Below are 18,204 nucleotides of genomic sequence, written 5' to 3'. Positions count from 1 at the left end.
GACGCCCGCAGTCGGTGTCTGCGGTCCGGATCAGCCGAGTCGCTCGTAGACCGGCGGCTCGGATTCGGGCTCGTCGTCGGTCAAGCGCGCGACCGACTCGCGGACCTCGCTGAGGCTGGCCGTCTGCTGTTGGCTCGCCGCCGCGACCGACCCCGCGGCGCTCGCGACCCTGTCTGCCGACTCCGAGAGCTCCTCGATCGTCTCCGCGGTCGCCTCGACGCCGCGGGCCTGTTGATCGGTCGCGGCCGCCACGTCCTCCATCCCCGATGCCGTCTCGCGCGCCGACTCGTGGATCTCCTCGAGCGAGTCGACCGTCTCCCGGACGCGGTCCGTCCCGGTCTCGACGCGGCTCACCGTTTCCTCGGTCGTCTCGACGGTCGCCGCCGCGTCCTCGCGGACGGCTTCGACCGCGGTTTCGATCTCGGCGAGGTCGGCTTTCGTCTGCTCGGCGAACGAGCGGACTTCGCTCGCGATGACGCCCATCGTCTCGCCGCCGTCGGCGTCCGATCGCGAAGACTCGATCTTCGCGTTCGCCGCCAACACCGTCGTCCGTTCCGCGAGGTCGTCCAGCCGGTCGACGATGTCGTCGATCTCGTCCGTCCGCTCTGCGAGGGCGTCGACGGCGTCGGCGACGCGGTCGGTCGCGTCCTCGATCGCCTCGAGTTCGGACAGCGCGTCGTCGGCCGCATCGACGCCCTCGGCGGCGAGTCGCTCGGTCCGGTCGCTCTCCTCGCGAACCTCATCGGCGACGCTCGCGACCTCCTCAACCGCGGCGCTCACGTCGTTGAGTTCGCCCGCGGCCCGCGTGACGCCGGTCGCCTGTGACTCGGTGTGCTCGCTGATCGCCTCGGCGCGGTTCGCGACCGCCTCGCTCGAGTCGTGGAGTTCGGCGATTGGCCCCTGAACGTCCGCTTCGACCTCGCGGGCGAGTCGCGTCCGGCGTTCGATCGACTCCTCGAGTTGCTGTGCGTACGAGTCGACGTACGTGTCGACCGCGACCTGCATGTCGAGATTGATGATCCGCAACAGCGAGAGGACGTCCATCATGCCGTCGTCGATGGCGTCTCTGACGGTTTCCTCGAACGACTCCTCGAGGCCGTCTTCCGCGTCCTCGACGCCGCCACCGAGTCCCAGCGCGCCGACGAACCGCTCGAGACCGCCGTCTCCCTCGGCGTCGCGCTCTTCGGCCCACTCCTCGATGGCGTCGACGACCTGTTGCTGGACCCGCTCGTTTAGCCGGGACAGGATCAGATCGTAGTAGACGCCGTACTGTCCCACGTACTGCTTCAGGGGCATGTCCAGTAGCTCGTGGAGTTTGCCGATCCGCGCCCGATTCATGAAGAACTCCCGGTCGTACTCCCCGGCGGCCAGCGAGACGAGATACGCCTGCTGCGTTTGCTTGAGGGCGTCGACATCTTTCGGCGACCGGTCGACGATCGCTCGGGTCTGCTCGTAGTGCAACACGTTCTCGTAGAAGTCGTCGGCGATCGCCTCGGCGTTCGCCTGGACCAACGGCTCGAGGGCCGACAGCCGCCGCTCGTCGTCCGCATCGAATCCGATGAACTCCTTTCGCCACGCGATTTCGTCCTCGTCGAGCCCGATACGATCGACGAGTTCGTCGACGTCGAGAAAGCCGTTGAGTCCGCCGCGTCCGAACGTCTGCTGCGATTGCATGATCGAAACGTGTTCGGTCGATCGAGTAAGTTTCCGTGAGTGTTCCCGCTGAATAGGAATGTGGGATTCAGTCGCACGGATCGGGGCGTGTGGAGTGGAAACGAGGAGCGTAGGTTTGCTGTGGACACCCTTATAGGCGTACGTCGACCAGTTTACGTATGAACGTCGTGCCGGATACAAGCGTGGTTATCGACGGCCGCGTTTCGGCGACTATCGAAGACGGGCAGTTCGAGGGAGCGACGATCTGCGTCCCCGAGGCGGTCGTCGCGGAACTCGAGGCGCAGGCGAACGACGGGATCGACAGCGGCTGGGACGGCCTCGAGGAACTCCAGCGGCTGGCTGACCTAGCCGACGAGGGCGTCGTCGACCTCGAGTACGTCGGCGAGCGGCCCAACGCCATTGAGCGGGGCCACGCCTCCGAGGGCGAGATCGACGCCCTGATCCGCGATCTCGCGGAGGAACTCGACGCGACCTTCGTCACGAGCGACGTCGTCCAGGCCGAGGTCGCCGAGGCGAAGGGGCTCGACGTCGAGCACGTCTCACCCGAGGTTCGCGAGGTCGGGACGCTGGCCGTCGAGGAGTTCTTCGACGAGCAGACGATGAGCGTCCACCTCAAGACGGACGCCGTACCGAAGGCCAAACGCGGCGAACTCGGCGAGATGAGCTACGAAGAGATCGCCGACGAGCCCCTCGATGAGGCGACGATGGACGAGTACGCCCGTGAAGTCGTCGACGGCGCGAAGGAGTCCTCCGACGGTTTCCTCGAGCTCTCGGAGCCGGGGATGAACATCGTTCAGTTCCGAGACTACCGAATCGCGATCGGCCGTCCGCCCTTCTCGGACGGCATCGAGATCACCGCCGTCCGTCCGATCGCCCAGACCGACATCGACGACTACGAGCACGCCGACGAACTGAAAGACCGGCTGCTCGAGCGCCAGCGCGGCGTTCTCATTTCGGGTGCGCCCGGGGCCGGGAAGTCGACGTTCGCGCAGGCGGTCGCCCGCTACATTTCGGACCACGACTACTCGGTCAAGACGATGGAGAAACCGCGGGACCTGCAGGTCGGTCCGGACATCACCCAGTACACGGAACTGGGCGGCGAGATGGCCAAGACCGCCGACGCCCTGTTGATGGTCCGACCCGACTACACCATCTACGACGAGGTCCGCAAGACCAACGACTTCGAGGTCTTCGCGGACATGCGACTGGCCGGCGTCGGCATGATCGGCGTCGTTCACGCGACGCGAGCGATCGACGCGCTCCAGCGGCTCGTGGGTCGCGTCGAACTTGGGATGATTCCGCAGGTCGTCGACACCGTCGTCTACATCGAAGCCGGCGAGGTCCATACCGTCTACGACGTCAAGACCGAGGTCAAGGTGCCCGCAGGACTCACCGAGGAGGACCTCGCTCGGCCCGTGATTCAGATCACGAACTTCCAGACCGGCGAGCCCGAGTACGAGATCTACACCTTCAACCGACAGGTCGTCACCGTCCCGCTGAAAGATGAGGACGGCGGCCCGGCGAACGAGTCCGGCGTCGACCGCATCGCCAAACAGGAGATCGAACGGGAGATCCGCTCGATCGCCCACGGCTACGTCGACGTCGAACTCAAGGGCCAGGACAAGGCCGTCGTCTACGTGGAAGAAGACGACATCTCGAGCGTCATCGGCAAAGGTGGCGGCCGCATCACCGACGTCGAGAACCGGCTGGGGATCGACATCGACGTCCGAACGCACGACGAGAACCCGAACTACGGTGCAGGCGGTGGTGCCGGCGGAGCCAGCGCGAACGGCCACGGCGGTAGTGGTGGTGGCAGTAGCGGCGGTTCCAAGGCCGGTCAGATGGTCCAGCCCGAAATTACCTCGCGGCACATCGTCATCCCCGTCGACGGCAACCACGGCGAAACCGTCGAGGTCCAGGCCGCCGGCGAGTACCTGTTTACCGCAACGGTGAGCCGCGGCGGCGAGATTCAGGTGTCTCGAGGGAGCGCGATCGCGGAGGAACTCGAGCGAGCGATCGACCGGAAAGATCCGGTAACAATCGTTCCATCGTAGGATACTGTACCGCGAGAGGTGTGCGGTTCGAAGCGAGCGCGGTTTGGAGCGAACGAAGTGAGCGAGCGGTTTTTAGCGTAGATTTTTGGAGGAGTGGTGAGCGAGTGCAACGAGCGAACCCGACGAGAAAAAGGTACGTGTGCGAGATTCAGGTGTCTCGAGGGAGCGCGATCGCGGAGGAACTCGAGCGAGCGATCGACCGGAAAGATCCGGTAACAATCGTTCCATCGTAGGATACTGTACCGCGAGAGGTGTGCGGTTCGAAGCGAGCGCGGTTTGGAGCGAACGAAGTGAGCGAGCGGTTTTTAGCGTAGATTTTTGGAGGAGTGGTGAGCGAGTGCAACGAGCGAACCCGACGAGAAAAAGGTACGTGTGCGAGATTCAGGTGTCTCGAGGGAGCGCGATCGCGGAGGAACTCGAGCGAGCGATCGACCGGAAAGATCCGGTAACAATCGTTCCATCGTAGGATACTGTACGGCGGACCGCGCGCGAGCGCGTTCCGACAATTAAGACGCAGATGTGGATCCCTCTACCGGCCCAACGTAACCACGAATGGAGAGAACGTTCCCTTCAGATCGGATTGGAATGGATAAACGGTCACCCGTCGGCGACAGAATCGATCCGTGTGATGAGGGACCACACCATAATTGACTATAATTTAGGCAGTAGCTTCATATACGATACGATCGTTTGGAGAAATAGAGAACAACATGGTGTTCCACACGTATGGGAGCAGATAGTAAGACGCTCGTCTATCAGAGTATCGAACGCACGAACGGGCCCTTTTTCACGGATCACCGATCGCTCGAGGCGGTTCGCGAACGGATCGTCGCCGATATCCGGGCGACCGTGGCCGACGCCGGCGTGGACGGGGTCGTCGTCGCGATGAGCGGCGGCATCGACTCGACGCTGACGACGGCGCTGGCGGTCGAGGCCGTCGGCAGCGAGAGCGTCCTCGGGCTGGGATTGCCCTGCCACATGACCGAGGAGGCCCACGTCAGCGACGCGCACACGATCGCCGAGGGAATGGGAATCGACTTCGAAGAGATCCAGTTGCGCCCGCTCCTCGAGGTCTTCGACGAGACGGTCGCGAGCGAACTCGAGTCAGAGACCGAGGCCGACAACCGACCGAACGAGCGGAACCGCGAAATCGGAAACGCGACCGCGCGGCTCAGGATGCTCACCGCCTACTACGCGGCTAACCGTCAGTCACGGGTCGTCCTCGGCACGGCGAACCGCTCGGAGTGGTTACTCGGCTACTTCACCAAATACGGAGACGGCGCGGCCGACGCCTACCCGATCGGCGACTGCTACAAAACGGAGGTTCGGGCGCTCGCAAAACACATCGGACTCCCCCGCCGGATCGTCAGCAAGGAACCGACGGCGGGCTTTTGGGCCACCCAGACGGACGCCGACGAGCTCGGCGCGCGCTACGACGTCATCGACCCGCTGTTGTACCGGCTCGTCGAGGAGGGTCGCTCGTTCGACGAGGCCGTCGCCGAACTGCAACTCGATCGCGACACGGCCGAGGAGATCGCCTCGCTACACGCAGACACCGAACACAAACGCGCCACCCCCCGACACCGGGGATCGCTGGCCGTGGCAAGGAAGGACTCCTCGACGGTTCGGACGCGCTCGAGTGATCGCAACGGCACGCGGCCGCGTCGATCCGTGATCGTCCCTCGATAGCGGATTCAGCGTGCCGGCTCGTCGGTATACAGGCCCTGGTTGCGCCACCAGAACAGCCCCCACGACAGGAGGAAGCCGACGCCCATCGCGAGGATATCCATCAGGAAGTTGGGGAGCCCGAACCCGACGATCGCCACGAGCACGAGCGCCGACCCCATCGCTGCTCCCGTCACGACGAACAGGACGTCACCGGCGATCTTCGCCCGCGAACTCGTCCAGTACCGTTGTCGATCCTCGTCGTACCAGATACCGACGTAGATCAACACCGGCGACATGATCGCGATAACCGTAATCGATCGGTACGCCTCGGGAAGCACAGTCGGCCCCAGCACGAACAGGTTCAACAGATTCGCGACCATCGCCGCGAGAAACAGGCCGATCAGCAGCCAGCCCCATCGCGGGAGCCGTTCTTTCTCCATACCGGGGACGATCACCGCTGGAAAATAATACTGCCGTTCTCGCCGTTATTCGGCGCAGCAAGCGTCCTTTTTCGGGGAGTCCTCGACACCGTTCCCGTCGGCCGCGACCGGCTCCTCGAGCCGGTAGAGACTCTGCCGAGCATCCGCAAAGTAGATGTCCTCATCGACGATCCCGATATCTTCGAGTCGCTCGAGCGCGTACCGTACCGTCCGGGCCGAGAGCATCGATTCCTCGACGATTTGTTTCTGCGTCAGTGGCCCATCGTACTCGAGAACCTTGAAGACGAGTTTCGCACTCGGTGGCAAGTCTTCGATTTCCTCCCCGTCGGTCTCTGCCATATTACGAATCGAAAGGCCCCAGCAGTATAAAAGTTGAGCCTTACCCGACGAGTACCGGAATAGAATGTAATAGTTTTACTCGTGTAAATTGTCCCCTGAGTCGCCGAACCGTTCGATATCACTGTTGTGTCTGATCCGGCAGAGAGTATCAGCAACGACGTGACTCTGTGAATTGGATATGTTCGCCTCACAGCGTTCAAAACGAGGCTGCGATTCGGTCAGCGACCGATTCGTCAGTGTTCGCCCCGCGGAAATCGTCCTCGGCCAGTCCGCCTCGCCGCTCAGCCCTCGCCGCTCAGCCCTCGCCGCTCAGCCCTCGCCGCTCAGCCCTCGCCGATCATCCGGTCTTCGTCCTCCCACTCCCGCTCGCGCAGTTCGTACTTCTGGGTCTTTCCAGTCGCCGTTTTCGGGAGCTCTTTGACGTATTCGACCCGTCGGACGACTTTGTAACTCGCCAGTCGGTCACGGGTGAACTCGGTCAGTTCGTCGGCCGACACCGGCGGATCGGTCGGATCCCCGTTCGAGGGGACGACGAAGGCCTTCGGCGTTTCGCCCCACTTGTCGCTCGGTGCCGGGATCACGGCCGCGTCCGCGACCGCGTCGTGATCGAACAGCGCGTCCTCGAGTTCGATGCTCGAGATGTTCTCCCCGCCCGAGATGATGATATCCTTCTTGCGGTCCCGGATCGCGATCAGACCGTTCTCGTCGATCGACGCGAGATCGCCGGTGTGGTAGTAGCCCTCGACGCGGTCGTTGAACGCGTCGTCGGTCTCGTCGGGCTTGTTCCAGTAGCGGTCCATGATCTGGTTGCCCCGGACGACGATCTCGCCGAGCGTCGCATCGTCGCGCGGGACGTCGTTCCCCTCCTCGTCGACGACGCGAACGTCGGTGCCGAGAACGCCCATCCCCTGGCGCTTCTTGATCTCGAAGCGGTTCTCGTCGTTCATGAGGCGCTTGGTGTCGGAGATGGTGATCAGCGGTCCCGTCTCGGTCGCCCCGTAGAGATGTTTCAGATACCAGCCGAAGCGGTCCTCGACGGCCCGAATGGTGGCTTCCGGCGGCGCACTCCCGGCAGTCGTTACCCGAACCCGCTTCTCGCCGGTCATCTCGGGTTCTCCCTCGGCTTCGTAGTAGTCGATCAGTTGGTTGAGCACCGCCGGAGCCGCACAGAGGAAGGACACGTCTTCCTCGCGAATCGACGAGACGACCTCGTCGGGATTGACCCCGCGCGTACAGACGTGGGTCGCGCCCATGCCGGTCACCGCGTAGATATGGCCCCAGCCGTTGACGTGGAACATCGGCAGCGTCCACAGATAGGTGTCGTCATCGGTAATTTCGTGGTAGATCGACATCAGATACGCGTGGAGCGTCTCGGTCCGATGCGTGCGACAGACCCCCTTCGGATCGCCCGTCGTCCCCGAGGTGTAGTTGATCGTGATGATCTCGTCTTCGGCCATCTCGGGCTGATCGAACTCGGTCCCGGCATCCTCGAGGACGCCGTCGAACTCCTCCCAGTTCCCCGCCACCGCGTCCGCGTCGTTCGTGACGAACGTCTCCGTCGGCACCTCGTCGCGGATCGCCTCGATCTTCTCTGCGAACGCGTAGTCGGCGTAGATCGCGTCGACGCCCGCGTCCGACAGAATGTACTCGTAATCGGCCGGCTCGAGGCGGTAATTCAGCGGCGTGTGGACCGCACCGAGTTGCATCGCACCGAAGGCCGCCTCGAGGTGGTAGTGCGTGTTCGGGTCGAGAACGGCGACGCGGTCGCCCTTCTCGATTCCGCGGTCCTGGAGCGCTGACGAGAACCGGTCGGCGCGCTCGCCGAACTCCGCGTAGGAGAACCGGTCACCGTCGACCCCCACGATCGCTTCCTCGTCTCCGTAGTGCTCCCGCGCCTGCTCGAGGAAATCAGTGACGACGAGTGGCGTTTCCATGTGCCGTAGTTTTTGCGAATCAATCCTATACGTATTTCGTTTATTATCGAACGTGAGGAACGGCCGATAGGATGGCGCGCTCAACCGTCGCCTCGGGAAGCGTCGTCCGGTTCAGAGTCGCTCCCAGACGTTCCGGTCGTCCTCGAACCCGTCCGGATCGTCGGCCGCCGCGAACTCGTCGCTCGGGTCGAGCTCCGAGAGATCCTCGGGCGACAGGTCCCCGTCGCCGTCGATGACGGCCGGCTGTTCCTCGAGGTCCATCTCCGGCCAGGCGGTCTCCTCCCAGAGGCCGCGGTCGCTGTAGTAGTAGACGACGCCGTCGTTGACGACCGCGAACAGCCCCCGCTGCGTGTCGTGGACGACGCGTTCGTTCGTATCGATCGCGACGTCGACCACGTCCTCGAGCGTGTCGAGCGAGACGTGATAGTCGCCAATCCACATCGGGATCGAGCCCTGCGAGATCCACTCGGCGTAGCGCCGTTCGTGGACCGCACGACGGGCCGCCTCGAGATCCGCGGGAGACCGGCGGGCGACGAGCGCTGCACCGGCCAGCGACAGCGTTCCGAGCACCGAGAGACCGCCGACAAGCGTCGCACTGCGGGACTCGGTCGTCCGCGCCGTCCCGCTCCGATGGCTGTGCGTCGCCGAATCCGACAGCGAGTTCCCGAGCCAGTAGGCGTCGTCCGTTATCTCTACCGGCGTCGTCGTCGTCACTGTCCCCTGCTGACGGCCCGTATCGTACTCGACGCGGAGCACCATCGACAACTCGACCGAACCGATGCCGGAGACCTCGCGCTCGAGTTGTCGCTGTCGCTGCCGGTAGGATTCCACGTCGATCGTCGCGTTCGACGTTGCGACGCCGTTCTCGACCGACGCCGACTCGGCGACCACCTCGTGGCTCTCGTTCCAGAACGTTGAGCCGTCGCGGGTCGCCTCGAACCGAAGCCGTAGTTCGTGCGTCACGTCCCCGTCCTCGATAGGGGTCCCGCCGGTTTCGTTACGGAGCCGCGTCTCGGGCCGGATCGTCAACTCCGGCGTGGCATTCAGAAAGTAAACTGAGCTATCCTCGAGGCGCTCGCCCTCGGTCCAGAGCGTGCCGTTCTCGGTGACGACGGCGCTCGTTTCCGCGTCGGTCGTGACGCGTTCTTCGCTGAACTGGGCCGCAGTCGTCGTCACCGGATTCGCGACTGCCCAACCGGTTGCGGCGATCGCGAGAACGCCGACGACGACCAGCGCGATCGCGATCGCGCGTCCGTGTCTGGCGAGCACCAGTTCGAGCCGCGGGCTGTCGATCATTTGCCACCCCTTCCGATTCGGCCTCGTCGTCCGAACTCGTCCGCTGGCCGACCACGCCCGCCCGCTGGCCGAGCTGTCCGTTTCCGAACTGGTCGGTCACCGGAACAATACATGCGTGTGTGAAAGAAACCGACCATTATAAGGGTAGTGGCCTCGAGCGGCTACTCTCGGTCGCGAAGCCACTTCCGCAGTCGTCGCTCGAGGCGGGTCGAGAGTGGGACGTGACCCCCCGCAGACCGAACCCGGAGATCGCCGCTGCCGAAGATCACGAGGACGATTGCAACGGTGATCCCGACGATGACCCCGTTTACCGCGGCAATCGCGGCGAAGGGGTGAATCCCGTGGAGCCAAACCAGCACCGACGGCGGGAGAACGGCGAGATACCGGTATTCACCGAGATGACGCGTATATTCTCCCGTTTCCTCAGGCGCGGACAGCGTCACCGTCGTCTCTCCGCTCCCACGAATCCCGAGCGTCTGCCACCCGGGATCGGCCGCGATCCCCTCGCTTTCGGCGTCGTGGACGACCACTACCGGCAGGTAACCGGCGTTATCGACCGACCTGGTGAGTTCGGTTGTCGCACCCGGCGCGACGATCTGGGGGTCGTCGGTCGGTGATTCGGTGCTCACGAACCCGTACTCGGACGTCCCAGACGGGACGACCATCGCAGCGGTTGCCAGGGTAGCAAACAGGAGCAGGATGAGGCCGAGCGTCGTCCAGAACGCGATCACGTTCTCTCGCGAGCGCCGTCTGCTCGTCTCGCGCCGCGTCGGACCGAGTCGCTCGAACACCGTCCCGAAGCCGAGCATGGCAACGCCGATCGCGACCAACATTGCGCCGAGCCCGTTACCGGAGGCGGTCGTCGTCAGGCCGAGGATCGACGCGACGGTTTCGTAAGTCCCCGTTGCGAAGCTCTGAATGCCCATAACGGCCGTTCCGAGGTGAGGGATCGTCACGACCTCCCCGTTTACCTGCCAGGCTTTGGCGACGATCTGGCCGTCCGTGACGTGGGGCTCACCGCCGTCCTGATCGGTAAACGGGTTCGCGTCGCCCTTCGTGACGTACCCCTCCTCGGTCTCGCCGACCACGCGGTGAGTCGTCAGCCCGCCGCCGTGGAGTTCTTTGGCCTGAAAGACGACGACGTCGCCCTCCTCGATGTCGCCGGTGACGGCGCTGGGAACGGAGACGAACCCGTCGCCGGCGTCCACCGCAGGCTCCATGCTACCGGTCGCGACGTAGCCGAGCAGAATCGGCTGTCCGAGGAGCTGCCCGACGATCAGCAGGACGACGACCAGCGCGAGGCCGAACCCGAGCCCCCGCTTGAGGAGTGACGCGGTAGTCATCGACGAGTGACGAGTACGATCATGGCTGGCTGACTGTTCGACTACACTATGTTACTTCACCAGTATAAAGCCCGCGAGAGTTCCGACGGGGAGTCCCATCGTCCGTCGCGTGCTCGAGAGACCTCGCGTTTCGGCTCCACTGACTGTCACCCTGCGGTGGCGCGCGCTGGCGACGCGCTCGAGAAAACTCGAGAGTGCGTCGGTGACATCGTGCGAGGGATGAGTGAGCGAGCCTGCGAGCGAACGAGTCGGCTGGGGAGGGCGTGGAAATCCCTAGTTGCCGGCCTGAGCAGGACAGTTGTCCGTACTGGTCGTGGTTTCGAGACGTGGTGACAAACGAACTAGCGGAAAACGGTCCACCGCCGGTTCGCGACGACCGCCAGGGCCAACAGTCCGGCCGTCGCGGGCGGCGCGAGCGCCGCCGTCGTCGCCGCCGAGAGCTCGCGGTTCTGGATCGAAAACGGCCCCGGTTCCTCGACGGTCACCGTCCCTGCGGACACGCCGCTGACCCCGACCTCGTAGGTCCCCGCCGCCGCGAACCGCCGCTCGAAGGTCACCGTCCGCTCGCCGTTGGCCGGGATCGAAACGGTTCTGGTATCGACGACGATGCCGTCGACCGAAAGCTCGAGCGTTCGCTCGAGTGATCTGTCGGACGGGTTCCGAACCGTCGCCCGGACGGTGGCGGTCTCGCCGGCGGTGATCGTTGCGTCGTCGATGGTGGCGCTCGAGACCTCGACCTGCGGACCCTCGACGGTCACCGACTGATGCCCGAGTCCCTCGATTCCGACATCGTACGTGCCGGGCCACTCCATGCGTCGCTCGAAGCTGACGGTCTCTTCCTCGCCCGACGAGAGGGCGATCGTTCGCCGGTCGACGACGGTCCCGCCGACCGTCAGCCGGGCCGTTTCGGTGCCCCACCCGTCGCCGTTATTTCGGTAGGTCGCGTTGACCGTGACCGTCTCGCCCGCCTCGACGTTCGTCGGCGAAACGCTCAGGTTAGAGCCGTCGATATCGGACTCGGTTTCGTCCTCGTCCTCGTACTGCGCGACGACCGTGAACGTCTCCGTCCCGTTGACCGCCTCGTGCGTGTCAACCGCGACGCCGATGCTGGTTGTCGAACCCGGCATCGGCTCGAGGGGGTTCGATCGGCTGATCGTGTTCGTCGGATCGTCGCCCCTGTAGAAGGTGAGTCCGGGAACGTCGTTCTCGATCCAGATCCGTTCGACATCGTCGTCGGTGACCGAGATGGTGAAGACATCGTCTACGCGGGTGATTGCACGGTCGTTGAGTTTCTGGAAGTCGATTTTGATTTCGCCGTCATCAATCGAGGCGTATTGGGTGTCGGTCGGCTCCAGAATGACATCAGCAGTGCCCCGTTCTTCGCCAATCGTGACCGCTGCGGTGGCCGGTACTACGACAATAAGAAGAATGCAAATAACAACGGATAGTTGTGTAGACAATCCCATTCTAGTTTTAACCCCATCACACACTTACATACACGGTATCAGTATCCAATACGTTCTCAGGAGAGCACTCAAGTATCGATTTATGCGCTTTCCGCGTAGAGCGAAATAGAGTCGTCAGTTCCTGGACTGTCAATAGTTGTGTCAACAGTAACGTCAATCGCTACCGAATTCTCAGTTGTGAGGGTATAGTAGCTTTCACCAGTATCAGTAGTACTTAACTCAAAGGTGACTTCTGCGACATCGTCTACGCCGATTGTTGTGCTGTTATCGTGTGCCGAACTATCACCAAGACTGACTAAAACGTCTCCGCTATCGGCGGCATTATTTTCAAGCGTTAGAACGCCGTTTATTCGAGTTGTCGCCGAATCGTTATAGCTATCTCCGAGGTTGACTTCGACTGCATCGCCTCCACCGTTGTCTGTCGCATAGCTCCCATCAACTGAGATACCGATATATGCGCTACTATCACCGGAGGTACTCACAGTCACGGTCCGATCCGCTTCCACACTACTAAACGCGCCCGTTCCGAGCGCGGCTCCGCCGCCCGCGACAATCGTACCCAATCCGACTAACACATTACGACGATTCATTCTCATGATTATGGTCACCGTTCCACGCCCCAGCATCAACCTCCGAGGGATGCCAGAACGCAGTTCCTACTCGCTCCCACGAACGTCACCCACTTTGTATTGAGTATCCAGAACATCCGAAAGACCGGCCATACGACCGTTCAAGCCGAGCCTGAAGCGGTGATCGAGATCGTCAATCAACACAAGCACCCCCTGAACACCGTCGGGTGAACCGCGTGTGCTCGAGACTCGAGGACGGATTGCTCGACCAGTGGCGAAATAATTTCCCGATCCCATTTCAGGTGCGATTTGTAAGTAAAAGTGATACACTCGGCTATTCCCCGACTGCGCCAGTAGCAGCGCAAGCACCACACAAGAGGTACTTGACTGTCCAGTAATCATCCTTGATAACTAAAATATCATGTATGCTTTTATGAAGTAACCGCTATTAAGCTGAAAATGGCCGACAAGGAAAGGTGCAGGTGGGGAGATACCCGCGAACGTCGGGACACGCATGCCGCGAGTCCGCTCATCGGGATCATACTGTTGTTCGCGCTCGTGATGATGGGCGCGATGCTGGTCTTCGTCGCCGGCTCGGCGATGTTTGACGTGCTTCAGTCACAAACACACGCAGAACAAACCGAGCAAACGCTGAAACAGTTCGATTCGGATTTGGCGACGCTCGGGATGCAAAACGATACGCCGAAATCTGTCTATCTCGATGAAGGGACTGAAAACGAAATCGTAATAGATGGCGAACTTACAGTAACGGTATCGGACGGCTACGTGAAAGACGAGAGCGATCCTATCGAACTTCGCACGCTGGTTACAACTGACGAGAGTGGGAACGAGTTCGCGTATCAAGGAGGAGGCCTCTGGCGCCTCAACGATGATCGAGCGACGGCGGTGACGGATCCGAATCTCAGATACTACACCGAAACCGTCAACGGTGAACACGTCGGACGAGTCGACGTTTCGCCCACGACGATTGACGGGTCCATCGGGAGCGGAGAACACAGTGCGCAGCAAACCGGCTTGAACACGTTCGACTCGTTCGGTGAGGACATCGAGTACGTGAACTACGTGACGGTCGAGGTTACCGGCACCTCATACCATCACGGATGGTACGACTTTTTGAAAGAAGAGTTCGATGCGACCGACGAAAGTAAGGTCTCGGCAAACTGTACTAACCCCGGTAACGTCGACGAGAACATCATCTGCCACGACGAACTGGGAGAGACGGTTACCGTCGTCGCGACCGTCGACGGGGAGGCACCGCTCGCGAACCTCGTAGATATCGAACCGACGGTATACGGCGGCCTGTATATCGAAGGAACGTCGGACCGCTTCAGTAACCGACTCGAGGTGAACGGATACGACGGTCATAGAACTGGAACCAATGAGAGCGAGGACCTCTTCCTGGCGAACTACGATACGTACACTCTCGACAACCACGCGAACATAGCGGGTGTACCAGTCGTAAATGGTGATCTCAGTTCTCTTGGCAATCCAGAGCTCTCTTCGATCGGATACGGTCTCACTGTCAACCCGGTACATAACAGGGGTCCGTTTGACGAGGATAACAACGCGTACTGGTTAGGTGCGAGTGAAAGTGACAGGGATGCACTTGCAACCGAGTTGTCCACCTCGTACAGCGACATCGACGAGGTCAACAGTGAAATCGACGACGTTCAAACGAACTACCTCGGCGGGAACCCAACTGCTGACGGAGCCGTCACCGCAGGATTGTACGAGGGAACCGGATCTATTGATACCCTCGATTCGTCGGACGGAAACGTTCACATTGGCGTCGATAGTGACGTCGATCTCAACAATGTCGAGGTGAAAGGGGACAACCGGACGAGCATCTACGTCGATGGCGACGTCGAGCTCTCGGACGTCGATATCGAACCCGACGACCGAGCGAACGCCCTCTGGATTTACGCCTCAAGCGATTCGGAGATAACGATCGATGGCGACTTCCAAGGTGTGATCTATGCGCCGGGTGCCGATATCGAGATCGCAGATAGGACGACGATAGACGGCGCAATCGTCGCCGGCAACGATGCGGGGATCGGCGACAACGTCGAGATCAACTTCGATCGGTCGCTCCGGACGGACACACCGCTTTCGGACGCCGATGAAAACAAGATGTTCGAGTACGGTGATACGAGAGCGCCTATCGACGCGACGTTCGTGCTGGATCGATCCGGCTCGATGGGGCCGCACAACCCCAATAGACCGTGGAACACGTACACGCCTATCGATGAGGAATATATTTACGGCGACGACTGGCGACCGATTCCCGTCGACGAGCCGTTCCGAAACGTAGACGGTGACGACGTCATACTTAGAAATACGACTACGGGTGAGACAAAGCGACTTGAACGCCGAGATCCAGCCGATCCGGACAACTGGCAGGAAATTCGCGTCGAATCGTGTTATCGGTGTCACCCTGATGCGATACTCGGCACGTATAATCATCCGGGGAACGATCCATCGGGAGTCCGCGTTGAAGCGACAAGGAATTTCATTGAGTTGATGAAGGAGAGCAACGGTGATCGCGTGGGAGTATACGAGTTCGAACAGAACGCTAACGTTCTCCACGAGCTGGATGGTGACCTCGAGGCGGCGAAACAAAGCGTCGAAGGCAACGCATATTACGGCACGAACATGGCCGCTGGACTGGATGAGGCCCTCGACGACTATCGCAAAAACGAAGACACGGACCAGGAACGCATTACAGTGTTGCTGAGCGACGGGAAAAACAGCGACGACGACTACAATGATGACATGGACGATCTGGTAGACGAGGCAAATACGCTTAATACGACCATTTATACCGTTGGACTGACCGGACCAGAGGATGCACCTATCCCCGAGTCTCAACTCGAGAACTGGGCACAGGACACCGGAGGGGAGTTCTACAAAGCCGACAACGCCGATGCTCTCCGCGAAATCTTCGAGACGATCGCCAAAGACGAGGTTGAAGTCGATGCGGACACGCAGATCGGAATCTCTGTCACGAACGAGCAAGAGACGACGAGCGGTTATGCGATCAGCGTATCCGAGCAGACGATAACGATTGACGAGTGAGCGGGCGATTCCAGAACCGGTTTCGTATAACTCACGGACTGAACTGATCTTATCACGGACTCATCGGCAGTTTTCGAAAGGAGGGTGCTCCCTTCTTTCAGTTCGGTACCAGATCGATATGGCTAACGAAGATCTGACCGACGTGTTTAAATACCGACAACCGTTTGCAGCCATTACCGAACTGACGGTTAAGCAGACTACGTCGATAGTATTTTTCGAGCTAGACGATTACGAGTGGGCAGCAAGGGTTATGTATCAGCGGTCCTGTTATTCTACTAATCAGGGGAATGGCAACGACCAGCGAGAGCCAGCCGACCAAAACAGGACCTGCGAGCAACGACACTCAGTCGCGGGAAGGTGAAATTTTTGACCTGTTAAGCAACCAGCGCCGCCGGTACGCCATCCACTACTGCAAGCGCGAGGGCGAACCCGTCACCCTGGGCGACCTCGCCGAACACGTCGCCGCCTGGGAACTCGAGAAGGACGTCGAAGCGATCACGTCCGCCGAGCGAAAGCGCGTCTACACCTCGCTCCAGCAAACGCATCTCCCGACGCTCGAGCGCGCGGATATGATCGAGTTCGACGATCGAACGATCGAACTCACGGACGAGGCGGCCGAACTGGACGTCTATCTCGATATCGTCCCAGGCGACTCGGTCCCGTGGGCCGTCTACTACCTCGGGTTAACTGCGGTCGGCTCGGTCGTGATGGCGGGGTTGTGGCTCGAGGTCGTTCCGACAGAGATGATACCGGAACTTGCCTGGGCAACGCTAGTATTTGCGTTGTTTGCCGTATCAGCGGTTGTCCATGTGATAAAAACCAGACAAATGCGGCTCGGGGAGATAGAGCGACTACCGTAATATGACAAGAGTCAATACTGTAATTGCAGCCAGTTTGATCATTGCTGGAGTGATCGCGATGGCTGGACCAACATTTGGTTTCTCGTCACTTGCGGCCGATCGCGGTACGAGTGTTACGGTCGCTGATGACCAGTCGACTGCACTCCTCGGAGTGAGAGAGACCGGTCAGACGCCGAGCAATCAGAATAATGCAGTTGTACTCGAACTCGTAAATAATGCTAATGAGGACTTCGAGACACTGAACACTGATGTTAGTCTTTCTGATCCAAGAAACGCACTCGAAATCAGCGACGGATTTCAAACCAGTCTCGGTCAGGGAGAGACGACAGGGCTGGAGTTGACATGTACCGGCGGTGGCAGCGGAACTGCGGTGATCAATACCGCTGCATCTGCATCTAGCCAACAACTAGAGATTCATGATTTAAATCATAGTTATACATTTGACTATAGTTGTACTGGTGGGAATCCAGACCCTGGTGGATTCCAAAGCGTCAGTGCGAGTGATATCCAAGATACAACGCCAGCAACTCAAGAGATTTCGTTTACGATGAACGGAAGGCTCTCCAAGGGAGGAACGGTTACTATAGCGATTGAAGGTCTTAGTGGTGTTAATTACGATGCTGCTGAGGTAATCGCAGTAGATGGTCCAAGAAAGAAGGACTCTGCAGATTTCATAGCGCGAGATGGCGGGAGCGCGACTATCGAATTTACCCCACAGACCCAACTCAAGGCCGGTGATCAGGTGACTATTTCCATCGCCGGAATCAATACCGATGGGTTTGGTTACGGGATTATAACTGCAACAGAGTCAGAAACTGGCCAAACAGGGGGAGACTTCTTCTTGAGTACAGGATCGTTTGGTTTCTCCTCCACGAGCACTGCTACAACCGCTGATGCAAGTAACACTGACCAAGCGACAGTTACCGACTCAGACCTCAATAGGATAGTAGACGAAACCGGTTATGAGACCCGGCTAGAGGTGATGGAACTGATCAAAGCAACAGATGGCATTGAGTATGTAGGATAGCGGTTTAATATAGTACACTAGCGGTTCACCGTACAATGATACCGCTTCGGGGACCCCGTTATTGCTTAAGCCTTCGTAGAATGCGAACGCCTTTTTAGCCCCGCCTCCACACTTTTTACCATGTCGACCGAATCGATCAGCGACCGACGCGAACACATTCGCTCGGTCAGCGTAACCGCCCTGTCCGCGCTGCTGGGCGTCGGCGCGGCGCTGGCCTCCGCGTCCTGGGTCGGAGTATCCAGCGCCGCGGCCCAGAACACGCAGGCGCTCGCGTTCGTCCTGGGGGCGATCCTCGTCCAGTACATCCTCATCAACGTCTCGGGGATCTACGGCGAGGACGAGTTCGGGGCGAAACACTACCTGTTCATCGCGTTCATGACCTTCTCGCTGTGGTTCGTGACGTGGGGCATCCTGCTGACCGCGGAGTTCTCGGGCTAA

The 18,204-nt window shown here is 60.6% G+C and carries 13 protein-coding genes and 1 pseudogene; 6 read left to right on the top strand and 8 right to left on the bottom strand.

Going from position 1 to position 18,204, the window contains the following annotated elements; all coding sequences use genetic code 11:
- Positions 1 to 30: 30 nt before the first annotated feature.
- Entirely contained in the window at positions 31 to 1,674 is a 1,644-nt protein-coding gene (locus CP556_RS09310) for a globin-coupled sensor protein (protein WP_098725362.1), read from the bottom strand.
- Positions 1,675 to 1,832: 158 nt separating this feature from the next.
- Between CP556_RS09310 and CP556_RS09305 the strand changes: the two genes are divergently transcribed.
- Both CP556_RS09305 and CP556_RS09300 read left to right on the top strand, forming a co-directional pair.
- The gene (locus CP556_RS09305) at positions 1,833 to 3,728 is read left to right on the top strand and encodes a PINc/VapC family ATPase (RefSeq protein WP_098725361.1); all 1,896 of its coding nucleotides are present in this window, start codon (positions 1,833 to 1,835) and stop codon (positions 3,726 to 3,728) included.
- Between the two features lie 726 nt (positions 3,729 to 4,454).
- Positions 4,455 to 5,371, top strand: a pseudogene (locus CP556_RS09300) (NAD+ synthase).
- 51 nt (positions 5,372 to 5,422) lie between these two features.
- Here the strand turns inward: CP556_RS09300 and CP556_RS09295 are convergent.
- From CP556_RS09295 to CP556_RS09265, 7 genes are all read right to left on the bottom strand, one after another.
- Positions 5,423 to 5,836, bottom strand: a complete 414-nt coding sequence (locus tag CP556_RS09295; protein WP_098725360.1) for a hypothetical protein — start codon at positions 5,834 to 5,836, stop codon at positions 5,423 to 5,425.
- Positions 5,837 to 5,881: 45 nt separating this feature from the next.
- Positions 5,882 to 6,175: a MarR family transcriptional regulator gene (locus tag CP556_RS09290; RefSeq protein ID WP_098725359.1), complete on the bottom strand. Its 294-nt coding sequence runs from the start codon at positions 6,173 to 6,175 to the stop codon at positions 5,882 to 5,884.
- 323 nt (positions 6,176 to 6,498) lie between these two features.
- Positions 6,499 to 8,109, bottom strand: a complete 1,611-nt coding sequence (locus CP556_RS09285; RefSeq protein WP_098725358.1) for a long-chain-fatty-acid--CoA ligase — start codon at positions 8,107 to 8,109, stop codon at positions 6,499 to 6,501.
- Positions 8,110 to 8,220: 111 nt separating this feature from the next.
- Positions 8,221 to 9,405, bottom strand: a complete 1,185-nt coding sequence (locus CP556_RS09280) for a DUF5305 domain-containing protein (protein WP_098725357.1) — start codon at positions 9,403 to 9,405, stop codon at positions 8,221 to 8,223.
- Between the two features lie 161 nt (positions 9,406 to 9,566).
- Entirely contained in the window at positions 9,567 to 10,748 is a 1,182-nt protein-coding gene (locus CP556_RS09275) for a signal peptidase I (protein WP_098725356.1), read from the bottom strand.
- Positions 10,749 to 11,089: 341 nt separating this feature from the next.
- Positions 11,090 to 12,214 carry a CARDB domain-containing protein gene (locus tag CP556_RS09270; protein ID WP_098725355.1) on the bottom strand — a complete coding sequence of 375 codons (1,125 nt, stop codon included), beginning with the start codon at positions 12,212 to 12,214 and terminating at the stop codon, positions 11,090 to 11,092.
- A gap of 80 nt (positions 12,215 to 12,294) precedes the next feature.
- Entirely contained in the window at positions 12,295 to 12,840 is a 546-nt protein-coding gene (locus CP556_RS09265; RefSeq protein WP_098725354.1) for a hypothetical protein, read from the bottom strand.
- A 402-nt stretch (positions 12,841 to 13,242) separates the two neighbouring features.
- On the opposite strand from CP556_RS09265, the gene CP556_RS09260 reads away from it, so the two are divergent.
- From CP556_RS09260 to CP556_RS09240, 4 genes are all read left to right on the top strand, one after another.
- Complete coding sequence (locus CP556_RS09260) at positions 13,243 to 15,879, top strand: vWA domain-containing protein (RefSeq protein WP_255291437.1); 2,637 nt, start codon at positions 13,243 to 13,245, stop codon at positions 15,877 to 15,879.
- A gap of 287 nt (positions 15,880 to 16,166) precedes the next feature.
- Positions 16,167 to 16,739, top strand: coding sequence for a DUF7344 domain-containing protein (locus CP556_RS09255; protein WP_098725353.1), 573 nt, complete (start codon positions 16,167 to 16,169; stop codon positions 16,737 to 16,739).
- A gap of 58 nt (positions 16,740 to 16,797) precedes the next feature.
- Positions 16,798 to 17,766 (top strand): hypothetical protein, encoded by a 969-nt coding sequence (locus CP556_RS25265; protein ID WP_141551658.1) that lies wholly within the window; start codon positions 16,798 to 16,800, stop codon positions 17,764 to 17,766.
- Between the two features lie 120 nt (positions 17,767 to 17,886).
- The gene (locus CP556_RS09240) at positions 17,887 to 18,204 is read left to right on the top strand and encodes an EMC6-like membrane protein (RefSeq protein ID WP_098725350.1); all 318 of its coding nucleotides are present in this window, start codon (positions 17,887 to 17,889) and stop codon (positions 18,202 to 18,204) included.

This window comes from Natrinema sp. CBA1119 (genome assembly GCF_002572525.1).
In the GTDB taxonomy this organism is placed as follows: domain Archaea; phylum Halobacteriota; class Halobacteria; order Halobacteriales; family Natrialbaceae; genus Natrinema.
This window is presented reverse-complemented; position numbering and strand designations above follow the sequence as displayed.

What these genes read in the sequence shown, in the direction of transcription:
- CP556_RS09310 (WP_098725362.1), bottom strand. Translation starts at nt 1,674, where the DNA reads ATGCAATCGCAGCAGACGTTCGGACGCGGCGGACTCAACGGCTTTCTC.
- CP556_RS09305 (WP_098725361.1), top strand. Translation starts at nt 1,833, where the DNA reads ATGAACGTCGTGCCGGATACAAGCGTGGTTATCGACGGCCGCGTTTCG.
- CP556_RS09295 (WP_098725360.1), bottom strand. Translation starts at nt 5,836, where the DNA reads ATGGAGAAAGAACGGCTCCCGCGATGGGGCTGGCTGCTGATCGGCCTG.
- CP556_RS09290 (WP_098725359.1), bottom strand. Translation starts at nt 6,175, where the DNA reads ATGGCAGAGACCGACGGGGAGGAAATCGAAGACTTGCCACCGAGTGCG.
- CP556_RS09285 (WP_098725358.1), bottom strand. Translation starts at nt 8,109, where the DNA reads ATGGAAACGCCACTCGTCGTCACTGATTTCCTCGAGCAGGCGCGGGAG.
- CP556_RS09280 (WP_098725357.1), bottom strand. Translation starts at nt 9,405, where the DNA reads ATGATCGACAGCCCGCGGCTCGAACTGGTGCTCGCCAGACACGGACGC.
- CP556_RS09275 (WP_098725356.1), bottom strand. Translation starts at nt 10,748, where the DNA reads ATGACTACCGCGTCACTCCTCAAGCGGGGGCTCGGGTTCGGCCTCGCG.
- CP556_RS09270 (WP_098725355.1), bottom strand. Translation starts at nt 12,214, where the DNA reads ATGGGATTGTCTACACAACTATCCGTTGTTATTTGCATTCTTCTTATT.
- CP556_RS09265 (WP_098725354.1), bottom strand. Translation starts at nt 12,840, where the DNA reads ATGCTGGGGCGTGGAACGGTGACCATAATCATGAGAATGAATCGTCGT.
- CP556_RS09260 (WP_255291437.1), top strand. Translation starts at nt 13,243, where the DNA reads ATGGCCGACAAGGAAAGGTGCAGGTGGGGAGATACCCGCGAACGTCGG.
- CP556_RS09255 (WP_098725353.1), top strand. Translation starts at nt 16,167, where the DNA reads ATGGCAACGACCAGCGAGAGCCAGCCGACCAAAACAGGACCTGCGAGC.
- CP556_RS25265 (WP_141551658.1), top strand. Translation starts at nt 16,798, where the DNA reads ATGGCTGGACCAACATTTGGTTTCTCGTCACTTGCGGCCGATCGCGGT.
- CP556_RS09240 (WP_098725350.1), top strand. Translation starts at nt 17,887, where the DNA reads ATGTCGACCGAATCGATCAGCGACCGACGCGAACACATTCGCTCGGTC.